The sequence below is a fragment of the Sphaerisporangium sp. TRM90804 genome (genome assembly GCF_029846175.1).
In the GTDB taxonomy this organism is placed as follows: domain Bacteria; phylum Actinomycetota; class Actinomycetes; order Streptosporangiales; family Streptosporangiaceae; genus Sphaerisporangium.
The window spans coordinates 13,903-36,899 of the sequence record NZ_JARWAC010000036.1 but is presented as its reverse complement, the minus strand read 5'-3'; the positions used below and the strand labels follow the sequence as shown (position 1 = coordinate 36,899).

At 76.0% G+C, this 22,997-nt stretch carries 2 protein-coding genes; both read right to left on the bottom strand.

Features of this window, described 5'->3' with window-relative positions; translation table 11 throughout:
- The coding region (locus tag PYR91_RS34250; protein ID WP_279786793.1) for a type I polyketide synthase at nucleotides 1–6,335 on the bottom strand (6,335 nt) is incomplete at its 3' end.
- Nucleotides 6,336–6,356: 21 nt separating this feature from the next.
- Entirely contained in the window at nucleotides 6,357–22,964 is a 16,608-nt protein-coding gene (locus tag PYR91_RS34245; RefSeq protein WP_279786792.1) for a type I polyketide synthase, read from the bottom strand.
- Between the last annotated feature and the right edge of the window lie 33 nt (nucleotides 22,965–22,997).

Sequence of the window (22,997 nt, the reverse complement as noted above, 5' to 3'; positions counted from 1 at the left end):
CGCTCCAACAGCAGCATCCCGACACCCTCACCCCACCCCGTGCCATCAGCCCCCGCCGCGAACGACCGACACCGGCCGTCGGGAGAAAGGCCTCGCTGGCGGCTGAACTCCACGAGCATTCCGGGCGTGCCCATGACCGCGACCCCGCCCGCGAGGGCCAGGGAGCACTCGCCTGAGCGCAGGGCCTGGGCCGCCAGGTGCAACGCCACCAGCGACGACGAACACGCCGTGTCCACGGTCACGGCCGGGCCCTCCAGCCCCAGCGTGTACGACGTGCGGCCGGAGACCAGGCTGCCGCCGCTGCTGGCCGCCGCGTCCGCGCCCAGCGCGTAGTCGTGGTACATGACGCCGGCGAACACGCCCGTCGCGCTGCCCTTCAGTGACGTGGGGTCCACTCCGGCCCGTTCGATGGCCTCCCAGGAGACCTCCAGCAGCAGCCGCTGCTGCGGGTCCATGATCAGCGCCTCGTTCGGGCTGATCCCGAAGAACCCCGGGTCGAACTCCGCGGCGCCGTACAGGAAGCCGCCCTCGCGGGCATACGACTTGCCCGGCTTGCCAGGTTCCGGGTCGTATACGGCGGGATCCCATCCTCGGTCCAGGGGGAGGCCGGAGATCGCGTCCACCCCGTCCGCCACCAGGTGCCACAGGTCCTCGGGCGAGGAGACCCCGCCCGGGTAGCGGCACGCCATGCCGACGATGACGATCGGATCGTCGGCGGTGGCGGTGATGGTGCCCGCGGCGCGGGTCGTCGCCGGAGCGGCCACGGGCCCGGTCAGCTTGGAGTCGATGTGGTCGGCGACCGCTCGCGCGGTGGGGTGGTCGAAGACGAGCGTGGCCGGCAGGCGCAGCCCGGTCGCCGCGCCGAGCTGGTTGCGCAGCTCGACCGCGCCCAGCGAGTCGAAGCCCAGCTCGCTGAACGCGCGGTCACCCTCGACCGCGTCGGCCGACGCGTGCCCGAGCACCGCGGCCACGTGGCCGCGCACCAGGTCCAGCAGCATGCGCGACCGCTCGGGTGCCGCCATGCCCGACAGACGCTCGGCCAGCGCGTCCGCCCCGGGCGCGCTCGCCGAACGGGCGGTCCGTCGCGTCTGGACGCGCACCAGGTCGCGCAGCAGCGGCGGAACCTCCCCGCCGCGGCGACGCAGCACGTCCAGGTCCAGGCGCAACGGCACCAGGGCGGGCCGGCCCGAGCGCAGGGCGGTGTCGAACAGCGTGAGCCCCAGGCCGGGCGGCAGCGAGGGAAGGCCTTGGGCGGCCATGCGCTGTTCGGCCAGGTCGAGCGACGTGGTCATGCCCGTGGCCGTCCCCCACAACCCGAAGGCCATCGCGGTGGCGGGCAGCCCTTCGGCGTGCCGCCGCTGGGCCAAGGCGTCGAGGAAGACGTTCGCGGCGGCGTAGTTGGCCTGCCCGGCGGCCAGCACCAGGCCGCCGGCCGAGGAGAACAGCACGAATGCCGTCAGGTCGAGGCCCGCGGTGAGTTCGTGCAGGTGCCAGGCGGCGTCGGCCTTCGGCGTCAGCACCGCGTCCATGCGGTCGGCGGTCAGTGATCCGATCGTGCCGTTGTCGGCGACCCCGGCCACGTGCACGACGGCGGACAGCGGGTGCGCCGCCGGGACACCCGCGAGCAGCCCGGCCAGCGCGGCGCGATCGGCTACGTCGCACGCGGCCACCGTTACCGTGGCGCCGAGCCCGGCCAGCTCGTCGCGCAGCTCGGCGGCGCCGGGCGCGTCGAGGCCGCGCCGGCTCGTCAGCAGCAGGTGCCGCACCCCGTGCTCGCGCACCAGGTGCCGGGCGACCAGCGCCCCAAGTCCCCCGGTGCCTCCGGTCACCAGCACCGTGCCCTCACCGTCGAACGCGCCTCCCGGCGCGGGCTCGGCTACCGGGAACCGCGCGAGCCGCGGCACCAGCACCTCACCATCGCGAACCGCGCACTCCGCCTCCCCCGTGGCGAGTGCCCGCCCAAGCCCACGCAGACCACCCGCGCGCTCCCCGCCACGCATACCGTTCGCGCCGTACGAGCCGCCCGCGCCCTCGCGTGTACTGCCCGCGCCGTCCGAGCCGTTCGGACCACCCGCGCCGTTCGGACCACCCGCGCCGTCGGTGACGTGCGCGCTGTCCGTGCCCTTCGGGGCGTCCAGGATGTCCGTGCCGTTCGGGCCGCCCGGGTCGTTCGGGGCGTCCAGGTCGACCAGGAGCAGGCGGCCCGGGTTCTCCGCCTGGGCGGCGCGTACCAGGCCCCATACCGGGGCATGGCGGACGTCGACGGTGGCCGTGCCGGTCGTGGCTACGGCGTTGCGGGTTATGACGGCGAGTGTGGCGTCGGCGAAACGCTCGTCGGCGAGCCAGTCCTGGACCGTGGCGAGCATCCGGCGGGCCACGTCATGGACGGCGGACGGGACGTCGCCCTCCGGCGTGGGGCATTCCACGACGACCATGCCCGTGACGGGCCCGTCGGGAGGCAGGGCGTCCCAGGCGGTCCAGGCCGTCTCGGCGGAGGCGGGCGCCGGGCGCCAGACCAGGTGGAACAGCGACTCGGCGCCGGTCGTGCTGATCTGCTCCGGCGAGACCGGCCTGCCGACCACCGCGCCGACCGTCGCCACGGGCGCCCCGGTTGGGTCGGCCACGTCGAGGGTCAGGCTGTCCTGGGTGGGCTGGGTGATCCGTACCCGGATCGCGACCGCCCCGGTCGCGTGCAGGGTGACCCGGTTCCAGACGAACGGCAGCACGGTCTCGTCGCCGCCCGCGCCGTCCACCAGCGCGGCGTGCATCGCCGCGTCGAGCAGCGCCGGGTGCAGGCCGAACTGCTCGGCGTCGGCGTGCGCGTGCTCGGGGAGCGCGACCTCGGCGAACAGCTCGTCACCGCGCCGCCACGCCGCCGTCAGCCCCTGGAACACCGGCCCATAGCCGAAGCCCCGCGCCAGCAGGTCGGGATAGGCGGTCTCCAGGTCCAACGCGGTGGCACCCGGCGGCGGCCACAGGGTGAGATCCCCCTCCGGCACAGGGCCGCCCGGGGCGGTACCGCTCGAAGCCGCGCCGCTCGAAGCAGGACCGCTGGCCGCGCCGTTCGGGGTCGCACCGCTGGGGGCCGCACCACTCAGGGCCGCACCACTCAGGGCCGGGAATGTCGGTGGGGCTGTGGCCAGCACCCCGTCCGCGTGCAGCGTCCAGGGGAGGTCGGGCTGGTCCTGCGGGCGGGAGTGGATGCTCACGGAGCGACGGCCGGAGCCGTCGGCGGCGCCGACCACCACCTGGATCGCCATGGCATCGCGCGGCGCGAGCACCAGGGGGGCCTGCAGCGCCAGCTCCTCCAGGACGTCGCAGCCGACGTGGTCGCCCGCCCGGATGGCCAGCTCCACGAAGCCCGTGCCCGGCAGCAGGATGTTGCCGAGCACCTCGTGGTCGGCGATCCACGCGTGGGTCCTCGTCGAGAGCCGTCCGGTGAACGTGACCACGTCCGAGTCCGGGGAGGGCACCACGACGCCGAGCATCGGGTGCCCCGCCGAGGCCAGCCCGGCGGCGGCGATGCCGCCGATCTCGCTTCCGAACCAGGAGTTCGCGAGGTACTGCTCGGTGTCGATCCAGAAGCGTTCACGCTGGAAGGCGTAGGTGGGCAGGTCGACCTTCCGGGCCCCGGTGCCCGCGAAGAACGCCCGCCAGTCGACGTCGACCCCGGCCGTGTGCAATTCGCCCAGGGCCGAGACCAGCGTGTGCGCCTGGGGACGGTTACGCCGCTGCGCCGCCACCAGCACGACCCGATCGGCCACAGCCATCGCCTGACCCGACCCCAGCACGGTCTCCTCGGACTCCAGGCACTGGGCTGCCATGCCGGTGAGCACCGCGTCCGGACCGACCTCGACCAGCCGGGTGATGCCGTCGGCCTTCACGGTCGACACCGCGTCCGCGAACCGGACCGGCTTACGCACCTGGTCCACCCAGTAGGCCGGGTCCGTCAGGTCGGCGACCTGACCGGTCACCGTGGAGACGATGGGGATCTGCGGTTCCTGGTAGGTGACCTGTGCGGCCACCACGGCGAAGTCGTCCAGCATCGGCTCCATGAGCGCCGAGTGGAAGGCGTGCGAGACCGCCAGCCGCGACACCCGGCGGCCCAGCGCCTCGAACTCGGCTTGGACTCGCTCGACGGCATCAGCCACTCCGGAGACGACGACGGCCTGCGGGCCGTTGACGGCCGCAAGCGACACCCCCTCCGACAACCACGGGGTGATCTCCCGCTCGGTCGCCTGGATCGCCACCATCACCCCACCGGAGGGCAACTCCTGCATCAACCGGCCACGCGCCACCACAAGACGCGCCGCATCGCCCAACGAGAACACCCCGGCCACATGCGCCGCCGCCAACTCACCGATCGAATGACCCACCAGCACATCCGGCCGCACACCCCACGCGCCCAGCAACCGGAACAACGCCACCTCGAACGCGAACAACGCCGGCTGAGCGAACCCGGTGCCGTTCAACCGCTCAACGTCCCGCTCGACGCCCTGCTCCCTGTACCGCTCGTCGGTCTCCCGGTCGTGCTCGTCGGTCTGCTCCTGGTCGTGGGTCCGGCCCCACATCACCTCACGCAGGCTCACACCCAGCAACGGGTCAACCTCGGCCGCCACCGCGTCGAACGCCTCCGCGAACACCGGGAAACCCTCATACAGCTCCCGGCCCATACCCAGCCGCTGCGCACCCTGACCGGTGAACAACATCCCCAGCTTCCCCGGACGCGCCGCCGCACCCTCGCCGCCCTGAGACACCGCCGCCAGACCGGCCAGCAGCTCCTCACGGTCCGCGCCCACCACCACCGCACGACGGCCGAATGCCGCACGCCCGGTCGCCAGCGTGAAACCCACGTCGGCCGAGCCGTCGGTGGCCTCGCTCATGTGCGCGAGCAGCCGCTCGGCCTGCGCGCGCAGCGCCCCGGCCGTCTTGCCCGAAAGCACCCACGGCACCACCGGGAGGGAGACCTCCGGCTCGGGCCGCGCCTCGCGGGTCTCCGAGGCCTCCTCCACGATGACGTGCGCGTTCGTCCCGCTCAGGCCGAACGAGGAGACGCCCGCCCGGCGCGGACGGCCCTCAACCGGCCAATCACGGGCCTCGGACAGCAGTTCCACCCGCCCGGTCGACCAGTCGACCTGGGGTGAGGGCGCGTCCACGTGCAACGTGCGCGGCAGCGCCCCGTGCCGCATCGCCATCACCATCTTGATCACCCCGGCCACACCGGCGGCCGCCTGCGTGTGCCCGAGGTTGGACTTGATCGATCCCAGCCACAGCGGACGACCGTCCGCGCGCCCCTGCCCATACGTGGCCAGCAACGCCTGCGCCTCGATCGGATCACCCAGCCGCGTCCCGGTGCCGTGCGCCTCCACCGCATCGACCTCGGCGGCCGGCACCCCGGCGTCCGCCAGCGCCTGGCGGATCACCCGCTGCTGGGAGGGGCCGTTGGGGGTGGTCATGCTGCTGGACGCGCCGTCCTGGTTCACCGCGGAGCCGCGCAGCACCGCGAGCACGGGATGCCCGTTACGCCGCGCGTCCGACAGCCGCTCCAGCAGCAGGATCCCGATGCCCTCGCCCCACCCGGTGCCGTCCGCGCCCGCCGCGAACGCCTTGCACCGGCCGTCGGGGGCCAGCCCGCGCTGCTCGCTGAAGTACACCAGCATGTCGGGAGTCGCCATCACGGTGACGCCTCCGGCGAGCGCGAGCGTGCACTCCCCCCGCCGCAGGGACTGTGTGGCCAGGTGCAGCGCCACGAGGGAGGACGAGCACGCGGTGTCCACCGTGACCGCGGGCCCCTCCAGGCCGAGCGTGTAGGCCACGCGCCCGGAGACGAAGCTGCCCGCGCTGCTCCCGGCGTAGTCGTGGTACATCACGCCGGTGAACACGCCCGTCCGGGTGCCGCGCAGCGACCCGGGCACGATCCCGGCCCGCTCGATGGCCTCCCAGGAGACCTCCAGCCCCAGGCGCTGCTGGGGATCCATGACCAGCGCCTCGCGCGGCGACACCCCGAAGAAGCCGGCGTCGAACTCCGCGGCGCCGTACAGGAACCCGCCGTCGCGGGCGTACGTCTTACCCGGCGCCCCGGGTTCGGGGTCGTAGACCCCGGGGTCCCAGCCGCGGTCCTCGGGGAAGCCGCCGACCGCGTCGACCCCGCCCGCCACCAGCCGCCACAGCCCTTCGGGCGAGGAGACGCCGCCGGGGAACCGGCACGCCATCCCGACGATCGCGACCGGTTCGGAGGAGGCGGACGTCAGCCGGGAGTTCTCCTGCCGCAGCTTCTCGTTGTCCAGCAGCGACTTGCGCAGCGCCGTGACGACCTGCTCGACCGATGTGCTCATGTCTTCCTCGAATCTTCCGGATCAGGAGAGTTCGTCGGCCGACATGGCCGCGCGGATCAGGTCGTCGATCGCCATGTTCTCGATGGCCTCGATGGCCTCGCCGCGGTCGTCGTCCGCAGGCTCGGCCGGTTCTTCGCCGGCAGCCAGGCCGAGCAGCGTGCCGAGCAGGCCGGCGGCGCGCAGCCGGTCGACGGGGATCGCCATCAGCCTGCGGCGGATCGTGTCGTCGTCCGCGCCCGTCGCATCGTCCGCGCCCGTCCCGTCGCCGCCGTCCGGTTCGGGCAGCAGCTCGGCCAGCAGGAACGCCGACAGCACGCCGGAGTTCGGGTAGTCGAACATCAGCGTCGCGGGCAGCCGCAGCCCGGTGGCGGACGCCAGCCGGTTGCGCAGCTCGACCGCGCCGAGCGAGTCCAGCCCCAGCTCGGTGAAGCCGCGCTCCGGCGCGACCCCGGCGGGGTCGCCGTGGCCGAGCACGGCGGCGGCGTGCCCGCGCACCAGGTCGAGCAGGTAGCGCTCCCGTTCGGGGCCGGTCAGGCCCGCGAGCCGGGTCTCGAACGAGGAGCCGCCGGACGGGTCGGGGGCGTCCGCGGCCGTCCGCGCCGCCCGGAGCGCCTTCGGGCGCACCAGGCCGCGCAGCAACGCGGGCACCTCGTCCGTCCGGTCGCGCAGTGCGTCGTGGGCGATGGCGATGGGCGCGAGCACCGCGTCGGGCAGCCGCAGGGCCCGGTCGAACAGGGCCACGCCTTCGGCGAAGGACAGCTCGGCCACCCCCGACCGCCGCATCCGCCGCAGGTCGGCGTCGTCGAGGTCCATGCCGTCGCCCGCGGTGCCCGCCCACAGTCCCCAGGCCAGCGAGGCGGCGGGCAGTCCGGCGGCCCGGCGGTGCTCGGCCAGCGCGTCGAGGAACACGTTGGCCGCCGCGTAGTTGGCCTGGCCCGCCGCGAGCACCATTCCGCCCGCCGAGGAGTAGAGCACGAAGGCGTCGAGGTCCAGGTGACGGGTGAGTTCGTGCAGGTGCCAGGCCCCGTCGACCTTGGGCGCCAGCACCCGGGTCACCTGCTCGCCGGTGAGCGATCCGACCAGGCCGTTGTCCATCACGCCGGCGGCGTGCACGACGGCGGTCAGCGGGTGCTCGGCGGGGATGCCGTCGAGCAGGGCGGCCACCGCGGCGCGGTCGGCCACGTCGAGCGCGGCGACGCGCACCCGCGCGCCGAGCCCGGTGAGCTCGTCGCACAGTTCCCGGACGCCGGGGGTGTCCGGGCCGCGGCGGCCGGTCAGCAGCAGGTGCCGGACGCCGTGCTCGGTGACCAGGTGCCGGGCGAGCACGCCGCCCAGCAGCCCGGTTCCGCCCGTGACCAGCACCGTTCCCTCCCGATCCCAGGGGCTCTGAGTGGAGGCGCCCGGCGCGGGCGGCGGCACGGCCGCGAGCCGGGGGGTCAGGGCCGTGCCGCGCCGGAGCGCCAGCTCGGGCTCGCCGGTCGCGACGGCGGCGGGCAGCGCGCGCAGCGACTCCTCGGTGCCGTCGAGGTCGACGACGGTGAAGCGGCCGGGGTTCTCGGCCTGGGCGGCACGCAGCACGCCCCACAGCGGGGCGCGCGCGAGGTCGACCGGGTCGCCGGGCTCGGCCGCCGTCGCGCCAGTGGTGAGCACGACGAGGCGGGACGCGGCCAGGCGCTCGTCGGCCAGCCACCGGCGCAGGTCGGCGAGCAGGCCGCCGACCGCCGACCGCACGCGGGCCGGGACGTCGCCGTCCGGGGCGTCCGGCGCGGCCAGCAGCACCGTCGCGGGCACCACGGGTTCGGCGGCGAGGTCCTCCAGGCCGGCGAAGCACCGGAACCGAGGCGCCTCCCCCGGGGCCGCCGGCGACGAGAGCCCGCCCGGAGCGCCGGGCCCGCGTCCGAGCACCCCACGGACCTCGTCTGCCTGCTCCTGCTCCCCCTCGCCGGGCTCGCGTCCGAGCACCACACACTCCGCGGCCGGGGCGGTGGTCGCGACCGGCCGCCATTCGACGCGGAACAGCGACTCCGGGCGCGCGTCGCGCGCGGCGAGCTGGTGTTCGGACACGTCCCGGACGACCAGCGACTCGACGGTGGCCACGGGGGCGCCGGTCGGGTCGGTGACACGCAGCGCCATCGCGTCCGGGTTCGGCTTGGTCATCCGCACCCGCAGCACGGCCGCGCCGGACGCGTGCAGCGCGACGCCGTTCCAGGCGAACGGCAGCGCGGTGCGTCCGGTGTCCCGCCCCTCGTCGAACACGCGCTCGACGTGCAGGGCGGCGTCCAGCAGCGCCGGGTGCAGCCCGAACGCCGCCGCGCCGGCCCGGTCGCCCTCGGGCAGGGCGACCTCGGCGAACACCTCGCCGCCGCGCCGCCAGGCCGCCCGCAGCCCCTGGAACACCGGGCCGTAGCCGTACCCGGCCTTGTCGAGCTGGGGGTAGACGTCGGCGACGTCGACGGCGGACGCTCCCGGCGGGGGCCAGGACTCCAGGTCGGTCTCGGCCGGAGCCGCGTCCCGGGCGAGCAGGCCGCGGGCGTTGCGGGTCCAGGGGGCGTCGGCGGGCAGGTCCTCGGCGCGGGAGTACACCGAGACGGGACGCCGCCCGGAGTCCTCCGCGCCGACGACCACCTGCACCGCGACGCCGCCGCGCGCGGGCAGCGGCAGGGGCGCCTCCTGCACCAGCTCGTCCAGCAGCGCGAACCCGGCCTCCCGCCCGGCGCGCAGCGCCATCTCGACGAAGGCGGTGCCGGGCACCAGCACCGTCCCGAGCACGGCGTGGTCGGCCAGCCACGGGTGGGTGTGGAGGGCCAGGCGCCCGGTCAGCACCGGCGCGCCGGTCTCCGGGGACGGCACGACCGCGCTGAGCAGCGGGTGCGCGGCGTCCACCTGGCCGAGCCCGGTGGCGTCGCCCGTAGCGGGCGGCGCGTCCAGCCAGTAGCGGGCGCGGTCGAAGGCGTAGGTGGGCAGGGCGACGCGGCGGACGTCCTGCCCGGCGAAGTAGCCGGCCCAGTCGGGCGTGAGTCCCGAGACGTGCAGCCGCGCCACGGCGGCCACCAGCGAGCCGGCCTCGTCGCGGTCCTTGCGCAGCGACGGGACGACCACGACGTCCCCGCGCTCCTCGGGCAGGCATCCCTGGACGAGCGCGGAGAGCGCCCCGTCCGGCCCCAGTTCGAGGTAGCGGGTCGTGCCCTGGGCGGCGAGGAACCGCACGCCGTCGGCGAACCGCACGGCCTCGCGCACGTGCCGCACCCAGTAGTCCGGCGAGCGGAGCTGCTCGGACGTGGCCGCGCCGCCGGTCAGGTTGGACACCACCCGCAGCCGGGGCGCGGCGTACGTCAGGCGGGCGGCCACCTCGCGGAACTCCGCGAGCATGGGCTCCATCAGCGGCGAGTGGAACGCGTGCGAGACGCTGAGCCGACTGGTCCTGCGGCCCTTCGCCCGCAGGGCGTCCGCGATGGCCAGCACCGCGTCGCGCGCGCCGGACACGACCACGGACGCGGGCCCGTTCACGGCGGCGACGCTGGTTGCGGGGGTGAGCAGCGGGAGCAGCTCGTCCTCGCCCGCCTGCACGGCGACCATCACCCCGCCTTCGGGCAGCGCCTGCATGAGGCGGCCGCGCGCGGCGACCAGCTCGGCCGCGTCGGCCAGGGAGAGCACCCCGGCGACGTGCGCGGCGGCCAGCTCGCCGACCGAGTGGCCGACGACGTGGTCGGGCACCAGGCCCCACGACTCGACCAGCCGGTACAGCGCCACCTCCATGGCGAACAGCGCGCACTGTGTGAACCGGGTCTGGTCGAGCAGCCCGGCCTCCTCGGTGCCCGCCTCGGCGAACATGACCTCCCGGAGGGGGCGCGGCAGCCTCGGGTCCAGCTCGGCGCACACGGCGTCCAGCGCCGCGGCGAACACCCCGAACGTCTCGTACAGCCGGCGCCCCATGCCGGGACGCTGGGCGCCCTGGCCGGAGAACACGAACGCGGTCAGCCCGGCCGAGGCGCCGCCCCGGGTGACGCCGGGGGCTTCGGCTCCGCCGGCCAGGGCCGCCAGGCCGCTCAACGCCGCCTCCCGGTCCCGGGCGATCACCGCGGCCCGGTGCGGCAGCGCCGCGCGGGTGGTGGCCAGCGAGTACGCCACGTCGGCCAGGGACGGCTCAGGGTGGGCGACCAGGTGCGCGCGCAGCCGTGCGGCCTGCCGTGCCACGGCCGCGGGGTCGGTCCCGGACAGCATCAGGGATACCGCCGACGGCGTCGCCTCAGGCAGGTCCGCTTCGCCGGCCGACGATCTCGCAATGGACGGGTCCGCTTCGGTAGCCGTCGGCGTCCCCTCGGGCGCGTCCCCTTCGACGGCCGACGGCGTCGCCTCGGACACGTCCGCTTCGGTGGCCGTCGGCGGGGCTTGCGGCGCGGACGGCCGCTCGCCGGGCGCCGTAGACGGCTCCGGCGCGGCCCGCTCGGTCGCGGCCTGCTCGATGATCACGTGGGCGTTGGTGCCGCTGAGCCCGAACGAGGACACCGCGGCGCGGCGCGGCCGCTCGCGCTCGGGCCACGGGCGGGCCTCGGTGAGCAGCCGCACGTTGCCCGTCGTCCAGTCGACCTCGGGCGAGGGCCGGTCGACGTGCAGGGTCTTCGGCAGCACGCCGTTGCGCAGAGCCATGACCGCCTTGATCACTCCGCTGACGCCCGCCGCCGCCTGGGCGTGCCCGATGTTGGACTTGATCGACCCCAGCCACACCGGGTCGTCGGCCGGCCGCCCCTGGCCGTAGGTGGCGAGCAGCGCCTGGGCCTCGATCGGGTCGCCCAGCCGGGTGCCGGTGCCGTGCCCCTCGACCAGGTCGACGTCGCCGGGGGTCAGGCCGGCGCCCGCGAGCGCGCGCTGGATCACCCTGCGCTGCGACGGGCCGTTGGGCGCGGTGAGGCCGTTGGACGCGCCGTCCTGGTTGATCGCCGACCCCCTGATCACCGCGAGCACCTCGTGCCCGTGGCGCCGGGCGTCCGAGAGCCGCTCCACCAGGAGCAGGCCGACCCCCTCCGACCAGCCCGTGCCGTCCGCGGCCCCGGCGAACGCCTTGCACCGGCCGTCGGCGGCGAGGCCGCGCTGCCGGCTGAACTCGACGAACAGCTCGGGGGTGGACATGACGGTGACGCCGCCCGCCAGCGCCATCGTGATCTCTCCCGTGCGCAGCGCCTGGCAGGCCATGTGCAGGGCGACCAGCGACGACGAGCAGGCGGTGTCGACGCTGACGGCGGGCCCTTCGAGCCCGAGCGCGTAGGCGACCCGGCCGGTCAGGATGCTGGCGGCGGTCCCGTTGCCCAGGTGGCCGGCCACCTCCTCGGGCACCTTCGACAGCCTGCTGCCGTAGTCGTGGTACATCACGCCGGCGTAGACGCCGGTGGCGCTGCCGCGCATGGCGGCCGGGTCGATGCCCGCGCGCTCGAACGCCTCCCAGGCGGCCTGCAGCAGCAGGCGCTGCTGCGGGTCCATGGCGACGGCCTCGCGCGGGCCGATGCCGAAGAACGCGGCGTCGAACTCGGCGGCGTCGTAGAGGAACCCGCCGGTCCTGGCGTAGGTCCTGCCGGGCAGGCCCGGCTCGGGGTCGTAGATGGCGTCGACGTCCCATCCCCGGTCGCCGGGGAAGGCGTCGACGGCGTCACGCCCCGCGGCGAGCAGGTCCCACAGGTCCTCCGGGGACCGGACGCCGCCAGGGAAGCGGCAGCTCACGCCGACGATGGCGATGGGGTCGTCGTCGGGCGCGACCTCGGCGGGCGACGAGGGCGCCGCGTCGGCCGGCGCGGTGCCGCCCAGCTCGGCGTCCAGGAACTCGGCGACCGCCCGAGTGTTCGGGTGGTCGAACACCAGCGTCACGGGCAGGCGCAGCCCCGTGGCGGTGTTGAGCGCGTTGCGCAGCTCCACCGCCGCGAGGGAGTCGAAGCCCAGCTCCTTGAACGCGCGGTCGGGGCCGACCGCGCTCGCGGACTCGTGCCCCAGCACGGTGGCGACACGTTCGGCGACCAGCTCCAGCAGCGCGCGAGCGCGCTCGGCGCCGGTCAGGGCCGCCAGCCGGGCGCCGAGGCCGCGCTCGTCCCCGGTGACGGCCGCCCGCCGCGCGGGCGCTCGCACCAGGCCCCGCAGCAGCGGCGGCAGCCCGGCGCCGCGCGCGTGCAACGCGGCGGGGTCGACCAGCAGCGGCGCCACCAACGGGTGGCGGGTGCGGGTGGCCTCGTCGAACAGCTCCAGGCCGCGCGCGGCGGGGAGGGCGGGCAGGCCGAGCCGGTCCATGCGGGCGAGGTCCGCGTCGCCGAGATGGCCGCCGAGGCCGGTGTCGACGGCCCACAGGCCGAAGGCGAGCGCGGTCGCGGGCCGCCCCTGCGCGCGGCGCCGCTGGGCGAGGGCGTCCAGGAAGACGTTGGCCGCCGCGTAGCCGGCCTGGCCCTCGGCCAGCACCAGCCCGCCCGCGGAGGAGAAGAGCACGAACGCCGACAGGGCCGCGTCCCGGGTCAGCTCGTGCAGGTGCCAGGCGGCGTCCGCCTTGGGCCGCAGCACGGCGTCCAGCCGCTCGGGGGTCAGCGACCCGACCAGGCCGTTGTCCACGACGGCGGCGGCGTGCACGACGCCGGTGAGCGGGCGGGCGGCCGGGATCGCGTCGAGTACCCGGGCCAGCGCGGCCCGGTCGGAGACGTCGCACGCGGCCACGGTGACGTGCGCGCCCAGCTCGGCCAGCTCGGCGCACAGGGCGCTCGCTCCGGGCGCGTCCATGCCGCGCCTGCTGGTCAGCAGCAGCGACCGCACGCCCCGCTCGGCCACCAGCCGCCTGGCCACCAGGGCGCCCAGCCCGGACGTGCCTCCGGTGATCAGAACCGTGCCGGTGGCGTCCCACGGCGCGTCATCGGCGGGCGACTGCGCCCTGACCAGCCTGGGGATCAGCAGCCGGCCCTCGCGCAGCGCCAGCTCCGGCTCGCCCAGCCGGGCGGCCGAGGCGCAGGCCGACGGCAGCCCCTCGGCCGGGACGGGCCGCCCGTGCTCCTGGAAGTCGAGCAGCACGATCCGGCCGGGGTTCTCGGCCTGGGCGGCGCGCATCAGGCCCCAGACCGGCGCCTGCGCGAGGTCCACGTCGGCGTCCTCGGCGGTGGCGACGGCGCCCTCGGTGGCCACGACCAGCGTCGACCGCTCGTACCGGTCGTCGGCGAGCCAGGCCCGCACCACCTCCAGCACCCGGCCCGCGACGGCGCGGACCGCGTCCGGCAGCGGGATCGGCGGCGTGACGCAGCGCGCGACCACGACGCCCGGCACCCGCGGCAGGCCCGCGGGGCCGGTGGCGTCGAGCACGGCGACGTCCGCTTCCTCGAACGTGCCGTCGGGGGCGGCGGCGGGGGTCCACTCCACGCGGTACAGGGCGTCGGACGACCCGCCCCGGGCCGCGTCGAGCTGTTCGGCGGTGACCGGCCGGGAGATCAGCGAGCCGACGGTGAGTACCGGCGCGCCGGACTCGTCCGCGACCACCATCGCCGACTCCTCGGCGCCCCGGATCCGGCGCACCCACACCCGCAGGGCCGTGGCGCCGGACGCGTGCAGCGAGACCCCGCTCCAGGCGAACGGCAGCAGCGGCGACGTGCCTCCCTCGGCCTGGTCCACCAGCACGTCGGCGTGCATGGCGGTGTCCAGCAGAGCGGGGTGCAGCCCGTAGCCGGCGGCCTCGTCGCGGACGGCGTCGGGCAGCGCGACCTCGGCGAACAACTCGTCGCCGCGCCGCCAGGCGGCGCGAAGGCCCTGGAAGGCCGGGCCGTAGGCGTAGCCGCGCTCGCGCAGCCGTTCGTAGGCGCCGGCGACGTCGACCGGCGTCGCGCCGGGCGGCGGCCACCGCGTCATCGTGCCGGCGTCCGGGGCCGGCGGCCCGGAGGCGAGGAAGCCGGCCGCGTGCCGGGTCCAGGCGTCCTCGGGGTCGCCGTCGCGGCGCGAGTGGATGTGCACGGTGCGCCGGCCGGACTCGTCGGGCCCGCCCGCGACCGCCCGTACCGCCACGCCGCCGGTCGGCGGCATGACCAGCGGCGCTTCGAGGGTCAGCTCCTCCAGCAGGTCGCAGCCCACCTGGTCGCCGAGCCGCACGGCCACCTCGACGAAGGCGGTGCCGGGAAGCAGGACGGCGTCCAGCACCCCGTGGTCGGCGATCCAGGGCTGGGCCGTGAGCGACAGCCTGCCGGTGAGCACGACGGCGCCGGACTCCGGCGCGGCCACGGCCGCCCCCAGGATCGGGTGCGTCACCGCGTCGACCCCGACGGAGCCGAGGTCTCCCGCGCCGGCGGGCACGTCGAGCCAGTACCGCTTGCGCTGGAAGGCGTAGGTGGGCAGGTCGAGCCCTCGGTGGTCGTGCTCGCCGACGACCGCCGGCCACGTCACGGCGGCGCCGCGCGCCCACGCCGTGCCGATCGCGGCCAGCAGCGCGCGCCCGGCGGCGCGGTCGCGGCGCTGGAGCGGGACGAACGCGACGCCGACGCCGTCGACGGCGGCGGGGCCGAGCGCGGTCAGCACGGCGTCCGGCCCCGCCTCCAGGAAGGTCCGCACGCCCTGAGCCTCAGCGCACCGGACCGCGTCGGCGAACCGGACCGGCCTGCGCACCTGCTCCACCCAGTACGCCGGGTCCGTCAGGTCGGCGACCTGACCGGTCACCGTCGACACCACCGGGATCCGCGGCTCCCGGTACGTGATCTGGCCGGCCACCACGGCGAAGTCGTCCAGCATCGGCTCCATCAACACCGAGTGGAAAGCGTGGGAGACCGCCAGCCGCGACACCCTGCGACCCAGCGCCTCGAACTCGGCCCGCACCCGCTCGACGGCATCAGCCACCCCGGAGACGACGACGGCCTGCGGGCCGTTGACCGCCGCCAGCGACACCCCGTCCGACAACCACGGTTCGACTTCAACCTCGCCGGCCTGGATCGCGACCATCACCCCACCGGAGGGCAACTCCTGCATCAACCGGCCACGCGCCACCACAAGACGCGCCGCATCGGACAGTGAGAACACCCCGGCGACATGCGCCGCCGCCAGCTCACCGATCGAATGGCCGACCAGAATGTCAGGGCGCACACCCCAGACCTGGAGCAACCGGAACAACGCCACCTCGAACGCGAACAACGCCGGCTGAGCGAACCGGGTACCGTTCAACCGCTCGACGTCCCGCTCCCCGTCCTGCTGGTCGGCCTGCTCCCCGTCGTACTCGCCGGTCTGCTCCTGGTCGTAGCTCCGGCCCCACATCACCTCACGCAGGCTGACATCCAGCAGCGGGTCAATCTCGGCCGCCACCGCGTCGAACGCCTCCGCGAACACCGGGAAACCCTCATACAGCTCCCGGCCCATACCCAGCCGCTGCGCGCCCTGACCGGTGAACAGCAATCCGAGCTTGCCGTCCTGTGCCGTCTCGGCGTCCGTGACCGCGTCCGTCACCGCGTCCAGGGCCCCGGCCAGCTCGGCGCGGTCGGCGCCCACGACGACGGACCGGTGCTCCAGCGGCGCGCGGGTCGTGGCGAGCGCGTAGGCGGTGGCGGGCAGCTCGTCGTCGCGCATGGCCGCCAGGCGCTCCCGCAGCCGTCCGGCCTGGGCTCGCAGGGCCTGCGGCGTCCTGGCCGACAGCACCAGCGGCACGGGGCCGCCCGGCACGGGGCCGTCCGGCGCGGGCGTGGTGGTCGCGGCGGGTTCCGCCGCCGCGGGCGCCTGCTCGATGATCACATGCGCGTTGGTGCCGCTGATCCCGAACGACGACACGCCGGCCCGGCGGGCGTGCCCGTTCTCCGGCCACGGCGTCGTCTCGGTGATCAGCCGCACCGCGCCGGCCGACCAGTCCACCTGGTCTGACGGCTCGGCCGCGTGCAGGCTGGGGGGCAGCACGCCGTGCCGCATCGCCAGCACCATCTTGATCACGCCGGCCACCCCCGCCGCGGCCTGGGTGTGCCCCATGTTCGACTTGATCGACCCAAGCAGCAGCGGCGCGCCGGTGACCGGGCGTTCCTGACCGTAGGTCTCCAGAAGGGCCTGCGCCTCGATCGGGTCGCCCAGCCGGGTGCCCGTGCCGTGCCCCTCCACGACGTCGACGCCGGCCGGGCCGAGGCCGGCCTCGGCCAGCGCCTGCCGGATCACCCGCTGCTGCGCGGGCCCGTTGGGCGCGGTCAGGCCGTTGGACGCGCCGTCGGAGTTCACCGCGGTGCCACGCAGCACCGCCAGCACCCGGTGACCGTTGGCCAGCGCGTCCGACAGCCGCTCCAGCAGCACCAGCCCCGCGCCCTCGCTCCAGCCAGTGCCGTCGGCGCCCGCGCCGAACGACTTGCAGCGGCCGTCGGCGGCGAGGCCGCGCTGCCGCGCCATGTCGGTGAACGTGTCGGGGGTCGACATGACGGTGACGCCGCCCGCGAGCGCGAGCGTGCACTCGCCGCGCCGCAGCGCCTGGCTCGCCCAGTGCATGGCGACCAGCGACGACGAGCACGCGGTGTCCACGCTGACCGCGGGGCCCTCCAGGCCGAGCGTGTAGGCGACGCGGCCCGAGACCATGCTCGCCAGGCTGCCGCTGCCGTGGTACCCCGCGACGTCCTCGGGCAACGGGCCCAGCCGCAGGCCCCAGTCGTGGTACATGACCCCCGCGAACACGCCCGTCCTACTGCCCCGCACGGCGTGCGGGTCGATCCCGGCGCGCTCGAAGGTCTCCCACGCGACCTCCAGCATCAGGCGCTGCTGGGGGTCCATCGCCTGCGCCTCACGCGGGCTGACGCCGAAGAAGCCGGGGTCGAAACCGGCGGCGTCGTAGAGGAACCCGCCCTCGGCCGAGTAGGTCTTGCCCGGCTTGCCCACCTCCGGGTCGTACAGGTCGGCCGCCCAGCCGCGGTCGGCCGGGAAGGGGCCGATCACGTCCTCGCCCGCCGACACCAGCCGCCAGAGGTCCTCCGGCGAGGCGACGCCGCCCGGGTACCGGCAGGCCATCCCGACGATCGCGATGGGCTCGTCCGCGGCGGCGGCTCCGGCGGCGACGGCTCGCGCCGGGGCGGGGGCCGGGGTCCCGGCGAGCTTGCCGAGCAGGTGGTCGGCGAGCAGCGCCGAGTTCGGGTAGTCGAAGGTGAGGGTCGCGCTTAAGCGCAGGCCGGTGACGGTGTTGAGGCGGTTGCGCAGTTCGACGGCGGCCAGCGAGTCGAAGCCGATCTCGGTGAACGCCCTGGCGGGGTTGACGTCGGCGGCGGCATCGTAGCCGAGGACTGCGGCGGCCTCGGCGCGCACGAGCGTGAGGACGGCCTCGGCCCGTTCGGCGTCGCCCATGCCGGCCAGCCGTGCGGCCAGGCCCGTCTCGGCGGGGCGGGCGGGCTCGCCCGCGACGGCGCGCCTGGCGGGCTTCGCGGCCAGGCCGCGCAGCATCGCCGGCACGTCGCCGGTGCGGGCGAGCGCCTGCCGGTCGATCCGCAGCGGGACGACCGAGACCTCGCCCGCGGCGAGCGCCTCGTCCAGCAGGGCCAGGTTCTCGGCGAAGGACAGGGGGCGCACGCCGAGCCGTCGCATCCGCCGCAGGGCCGCGTCGCTCAGCCCCGCGCCCATGCCCGCCTTCCCGGCCCACAGCCCCCAGGCGAGCGAGGTGGCGGCCAGGCCGCGCGCGGCGCGGTGCGCGGCGAGCGCGTCGAGGAAGAGGTTCGCGGCGGCGTAGTTGGCCTGTCCCGCGCCGTCCAGCACGGTCGACGCGGAGGAGAACAGGACGAACGCCGACAGGTCGAGGTCCGCGGTCAGCTCGTGCAGCGCCCACGCGGCGTCCACCTTGGGCCGCATGACGGCGTCCAGCCGCCGGGGCGTCAGCCCGCCGACCAGGCCGTCGTCGACGACCCCGGCCGCGTGCACGACGGCGGTCAGCGGATGCCCGGCGGGGACGGCGTCCAGCAGCGCCGCGAGCTGGTCGCGGTCGGCGACGTCACAGGCGGCCACGGTGACCCGCGCGCCCAGACCCGTGAGCTCGGCGGCGAGCTCGACCGCGCCGGGGGCGTCGGCTCCCCGCCTGCCCGTCAGCAACAGGTGCCGCACCCCGTGCTCGCTCACCAGGTGGCGGGCCAGCGCCGACCCCAGCCCCCCGGTGCCACCGGTGATCAGCACCGTCCCCGTGCCATTCCACGGCCCCGCCGGAACGGCCTCAGCCGGCCCGCCCCCCGGGGTGGCGGCGGGCGCGGGGACCGGTGCGAGCCTTGGTACGCGGGCCTGGCCCGTGCGCAGCATCAGCTCCGGCTCGCCGGTGGCGAGGGCGGCGGGAAGGGCGCGCTCGGACTCGGGGGTGCCGTCGGTGTCGACGAGCACGAAACGTCCGGGGTTCTCGGCCTCGGCCGAGCGCACCAGACCCCACACCGGGGCCTGGGCGAGGTCCACGTCGGCGCCCGTGACCGGGACGGCCCCACGGGTGAGCACGACCAGCCGCGACTCGGCGAACCGGCCGTCGGCCAGCCAGCCCCGGACCGTGACCAGCACGTCCCCGGCCACGGCCCGCACGGCGCTCGCAACGTCGTCCCCCTCGATCACGGGGGCGCGGTACACGACGAACGCCGCCACGTCCTCCCCGGCCGCCTCGAACGGCGAGATGACCGGCGCGTCGGCCGGCTCGGTGAGCGGCAGCGGGGCCCAGTCGACCCTCAGCAGCGACCTGGAACGTCCCGGTGCGGCGGCCCTGAGCTGGTCGCCGGAGGCCGGGCGCAGCAGCAGGCCGGTCACTGACGCGACGGGCGCGCCCGAGGCGTCGGCGGCGGCGAGCGCGATCTCGTCCGCCCCCCGGGCGACGACGCGCACCCGAACGGCCGCCGCGCCCGCCGCGTAGAGCGTGACGCCCTCCCAGGCGAACGGGACCAGGATGCGGGCGGCGGCCGTCTCGGGCAGCACGTGGTCGGCCGGGTGGAGCATCGCGTCCAGCAGCGCGGGGTGCAGGCCGAACCCCGCCGCGCCGGCGCGGACCGGCTCGGGCAGCGCGACCTCGGCGAACAGCTCGTCGCCGCGGCGCCACGCGGCGCGGACGCCGTGGAAGGACGGGCCGTAACCGTAGCCCCGCGCGGCGATGTCGGTGTAGAGGGTGCCCACCTCGACCGGACGGGCGCCCTCGGGCGGCCAGGCGCCGGCCAGCGTGGCGAGCGCCTCCCGCGCCGCCTCGTCCGGCCCGCCGGGCGAGTCCCCGGGTCCGTCCGCGGGGGCGAGCACGCCGGCGGCGTGCCGGACCCAGGCGGCGTCCTCGTCGTCCTCGGCCCGGGAGAAGCACTCCACGGACCTGGTGCCCGCCTCGCCGGCCGCGCCCACCACGACCTGCATGGTGACCCCGCCGGACGCGGGAAGCACCAGCGGCGCCTCGCACGTCAACTCCGCCACCCTGTCGCAGCCGACCTCCTCGCCCGCCCGCAGCGCCAGCTCCACGAACGCCGTCCCGGGGAGCAGGGTGACGCCGTCCACCGTGTGGTCGGCCAGCCACGCGTGGGACCTCAGCGACACCCGGCCGGTGAGCACACGGCCGTCCGCCCCGGCCAGGCCGACGACCGCCCCCAGCAGCGGGTGCCGTGTGGCCGACTGGCCCAGCTCGGCGGGGTCGGCGCCGTTCCGCGGCGCGGTCAGCCAGTAACTCCTGCGCTGGAACGCGTACGTCGGCAGGTCGACGCGCCTGCCGCCCCGTCCGGCGAGCAGGGCGCGCCAGTCGACCGCGGCGCCGCGGACGTGGGCGAGCATGACCGCCGAAAGCGTCTCGCCCACCTCGTCGCGCCCGTCGCGCAGCAGGGACGCGAACGCGACGCCGGCCACCTCGGCCGGGACGTTGTCCTGAGCCGCCGCGCAGAGCACGGCGTCCGGGCCCACCTCCAGGAAGGTGCGCACGCCCCGTCCGGCGAGCACGCCGACGCCGTCGGCGAAGCGCACGGCCGCGCTGACGTGCTCGACCCAGTACTCGGCCGAGGCGAGCGTGGCCGCGGTGGCCAGGTCGCCGGTCACGGTGGAGACGAAGGGGATGCGCGGCGCCGAGTAGGTCAGCAGCTCCGCGATGCGCCGGAACTCCTCCAGCATCGGCGCCATCAGGGGTGAGTGGAAGGCGTGGCTGACGCGTAGCCGCCTGGTCTTCCTGCCGCGCGCGGCGAGCGTCGCCGCCACCGCCTCCACCGCCGCCTCGGCGCCCGACAGGACCACCGACTCCGGGCCGTTGACGGCGGCGATGCTCACCTCGCCGCCGAGCAGCGGCAGGCACTCGCGCTCGCCGGCCCGCACCGCGATCATGACGCCGCCCGGGGGCAGCTCCTGCATCAGCCTGCCGCGCGCGCCGACCAGGGTGGCCGCGTCCTCCAGCGAGAGCACGCCCGCGACGTGGGCGGCGGCGATCTCGCCGATGGAGTGCCCCATGACGTAGTCGGGCCGAAGGCCCCACGACTCCACCAGCCGGTACAGCGCCACCTCGACGGCGAAGATCGCGGCCTGGGCGTACATGGTCTGTTCGAGCAGGGCGGCGTCCTCGGACCCCTCCTCGGCGAACAGCACCTCCCACAGCGAGACGTCGAGCTGCAGGTCGAGGTGGCCGACGGCGTCGGCGAGCGCGTCGGCGAACACCGGGTGCGCGTCGTACAGCTCGCGGCCCATGGCCAGGCGCTGGCTGCCCTGGCCGGTGAACAGCAGCGCCAGATGACCGGCGGGGACGGTGCCGCTCCGCACGTGGGCGGCCGGTTCGCCGGCGGCGACGGCGCGCAGCCCGGCGAGCAGGCCAGCGCGGCCGGACGCGAGCACGACGGCGCGGTGCTCCAGCGCGGCCCGTCCGGTGCCCAGCGACAGGGCGAGATCGGCCAGGGAGGCGTCCGAGGAGGCCACGAAGTCCGCGAGCGCGCCGGCCTGCGCGCGCAGGGCGGTGGCCGACCGGCCGGAGATCACGACCGGCGTGGGCCCGGCGGGCTCGGTCTCCGGATCCGCCGGGGGTTCGGCGAGAGCGCCCGCGTCGTGCTCGCGGGGCGGCTCCTCGATGACGACGTGCGCGTTGGTGCCGCTGATGCCGAAGGAGGAGATGCCCGCACGGCGGGGCCGGTCGCCCGCCCGCCACGGCACCGGCTCGGTCAGCAGCCGCACCGTGCCCGCCGACCAGTCGACGGCGGCGGTCGGCTCGTCGACGTGCAGGGTCCGGGGCAGCTCGTCGTGGCGCATCGCCATGATCATCTTCAGTACGCCGGCCACGCCGGCCGCCGCCTGCGCGTGGCCCAGGTTGGACTTCACCGAGCCCAGCCACAACGGGCGATCGGCCTCGCGGCCGCGGCCGTAGGTGGCGAGCAGCGCCTGCGCCTCGATGGGGTCGCCGAGCGTGGTGCCCGTGCCGTGCGCCTCCACGGCGTCCACGTCGTCCGGCGTGAGCCCGGCGTCGGCCAGCGCCTGCAGGATCACCCGCTGCTGCGCGGTGCCGCTGGGCGCGGTCATGCCGTTGCTCGCGCCGTCCTGGTTGATCGACGAACCGCGCACGACCGCCAGCACCGGGTGACCGTTGCGGCGCGCGTCGCCGAGCCGTTCGACCACGAACAGGCCGACGCCCTCGCCGAAGGCCGTGCCGTCGGCACCGGCGGCGAACGCCTTGATCCGGCCGTCCGGGGCCAGGCCGCGCTGCCTGCTGAACTCGGTGAACAGGGCGGGCGTGCTCAGCACGGTCACCCCGCCCGCCAGCGCCAGTGTGCACTCCCCGCGGCGCAGCGACTGGACGGCCAGGTGCAGCGCGACGAGCGAGCCGGAGCAGGCGGTGTCGACGGTCAGGGCGGGGCCTTCCAGCCCCAGCAGGTACGCCACGCGGCCGGAGGCGACGCTGAGGGCGCCGCCGGTGAGCAGGTACCCCTCCAGGTTCGCGGGCGCGTCCGCCACCCGGGCGCCGTACTCGCCGGCGCCGGCGCCCACGAACACCCCGGTCCGGGTCCCGCGCAGCGAGGTGGGGTCGATGCCGCCGCGCTCCAGCGCCTCCCAGGAGCTCTCCAGGAGCAGCCGCTGCTGCGGGTCCATCGCCAGCGCCTCACGCGGGCTGATGCCGAAGAACTCCTCGTCGAAGGCGTCGATCCCGCGCAGGAAGGCGCCCACGCGGGCGTAGCTGGTGCCGGGGGTGGCGGGGTCGTCGTCGAAGAGCGTGTCCAGGTCCCAGCCGCGGTCGCCGGGGAAGTCGTCGACGACGGTGCGGCCCTGCGCCACCATCGCCCACAGGTCCTCCGGCGAGCGCACGCCGCCGGGGAAACGGCCGCCGAAACCGACGATCGCGATCGGCTCGTCGGCCGAGGCCGTCTGGGACACGACGACCGGGCCGGCCGGCACGCCGAGCAGCCGGGCGCGCAGGAAACCGGCGAGCGCCTCGGGGCTGGGGTGATCGAACGGGACGGTCACCGGCAGGTGCAGACCCGTCTCGGCGTTGAGCCGCGCGTGCAGCTCCACCAGGCCGAGCGAGTCCAGGCCCAGCTCGCGGAAGGACCGGCCGGTGTCGGCCACGGCCACGGTGTCCGGCCGGACCGCGCGCAGCGCCTCCAGGGTCTGCGCGCGCACGAGGTCGAGCAGGAGCCGCGACTGCTCGGCCTCCGGCAGCCCGGCCAGCGTGCCGGCGAGCTGCGCCTGCGCACCGGGCGTGGGCGCTGCGTCGGAATTCAGTTCCTCGGACCGGGGCATCTGCACGCTCCAAGCGACGTCTCACGTGTCCTG

Coding starts and splice junctions, on each gene's coding strand:
- PYR91_RS34245 (WP_279786792.1), bottom strand. CDS start 22,964: ATGCCCCGGTCCGAGGAACTGAATTCCGACGCAGCGCCCACGCCCGGT.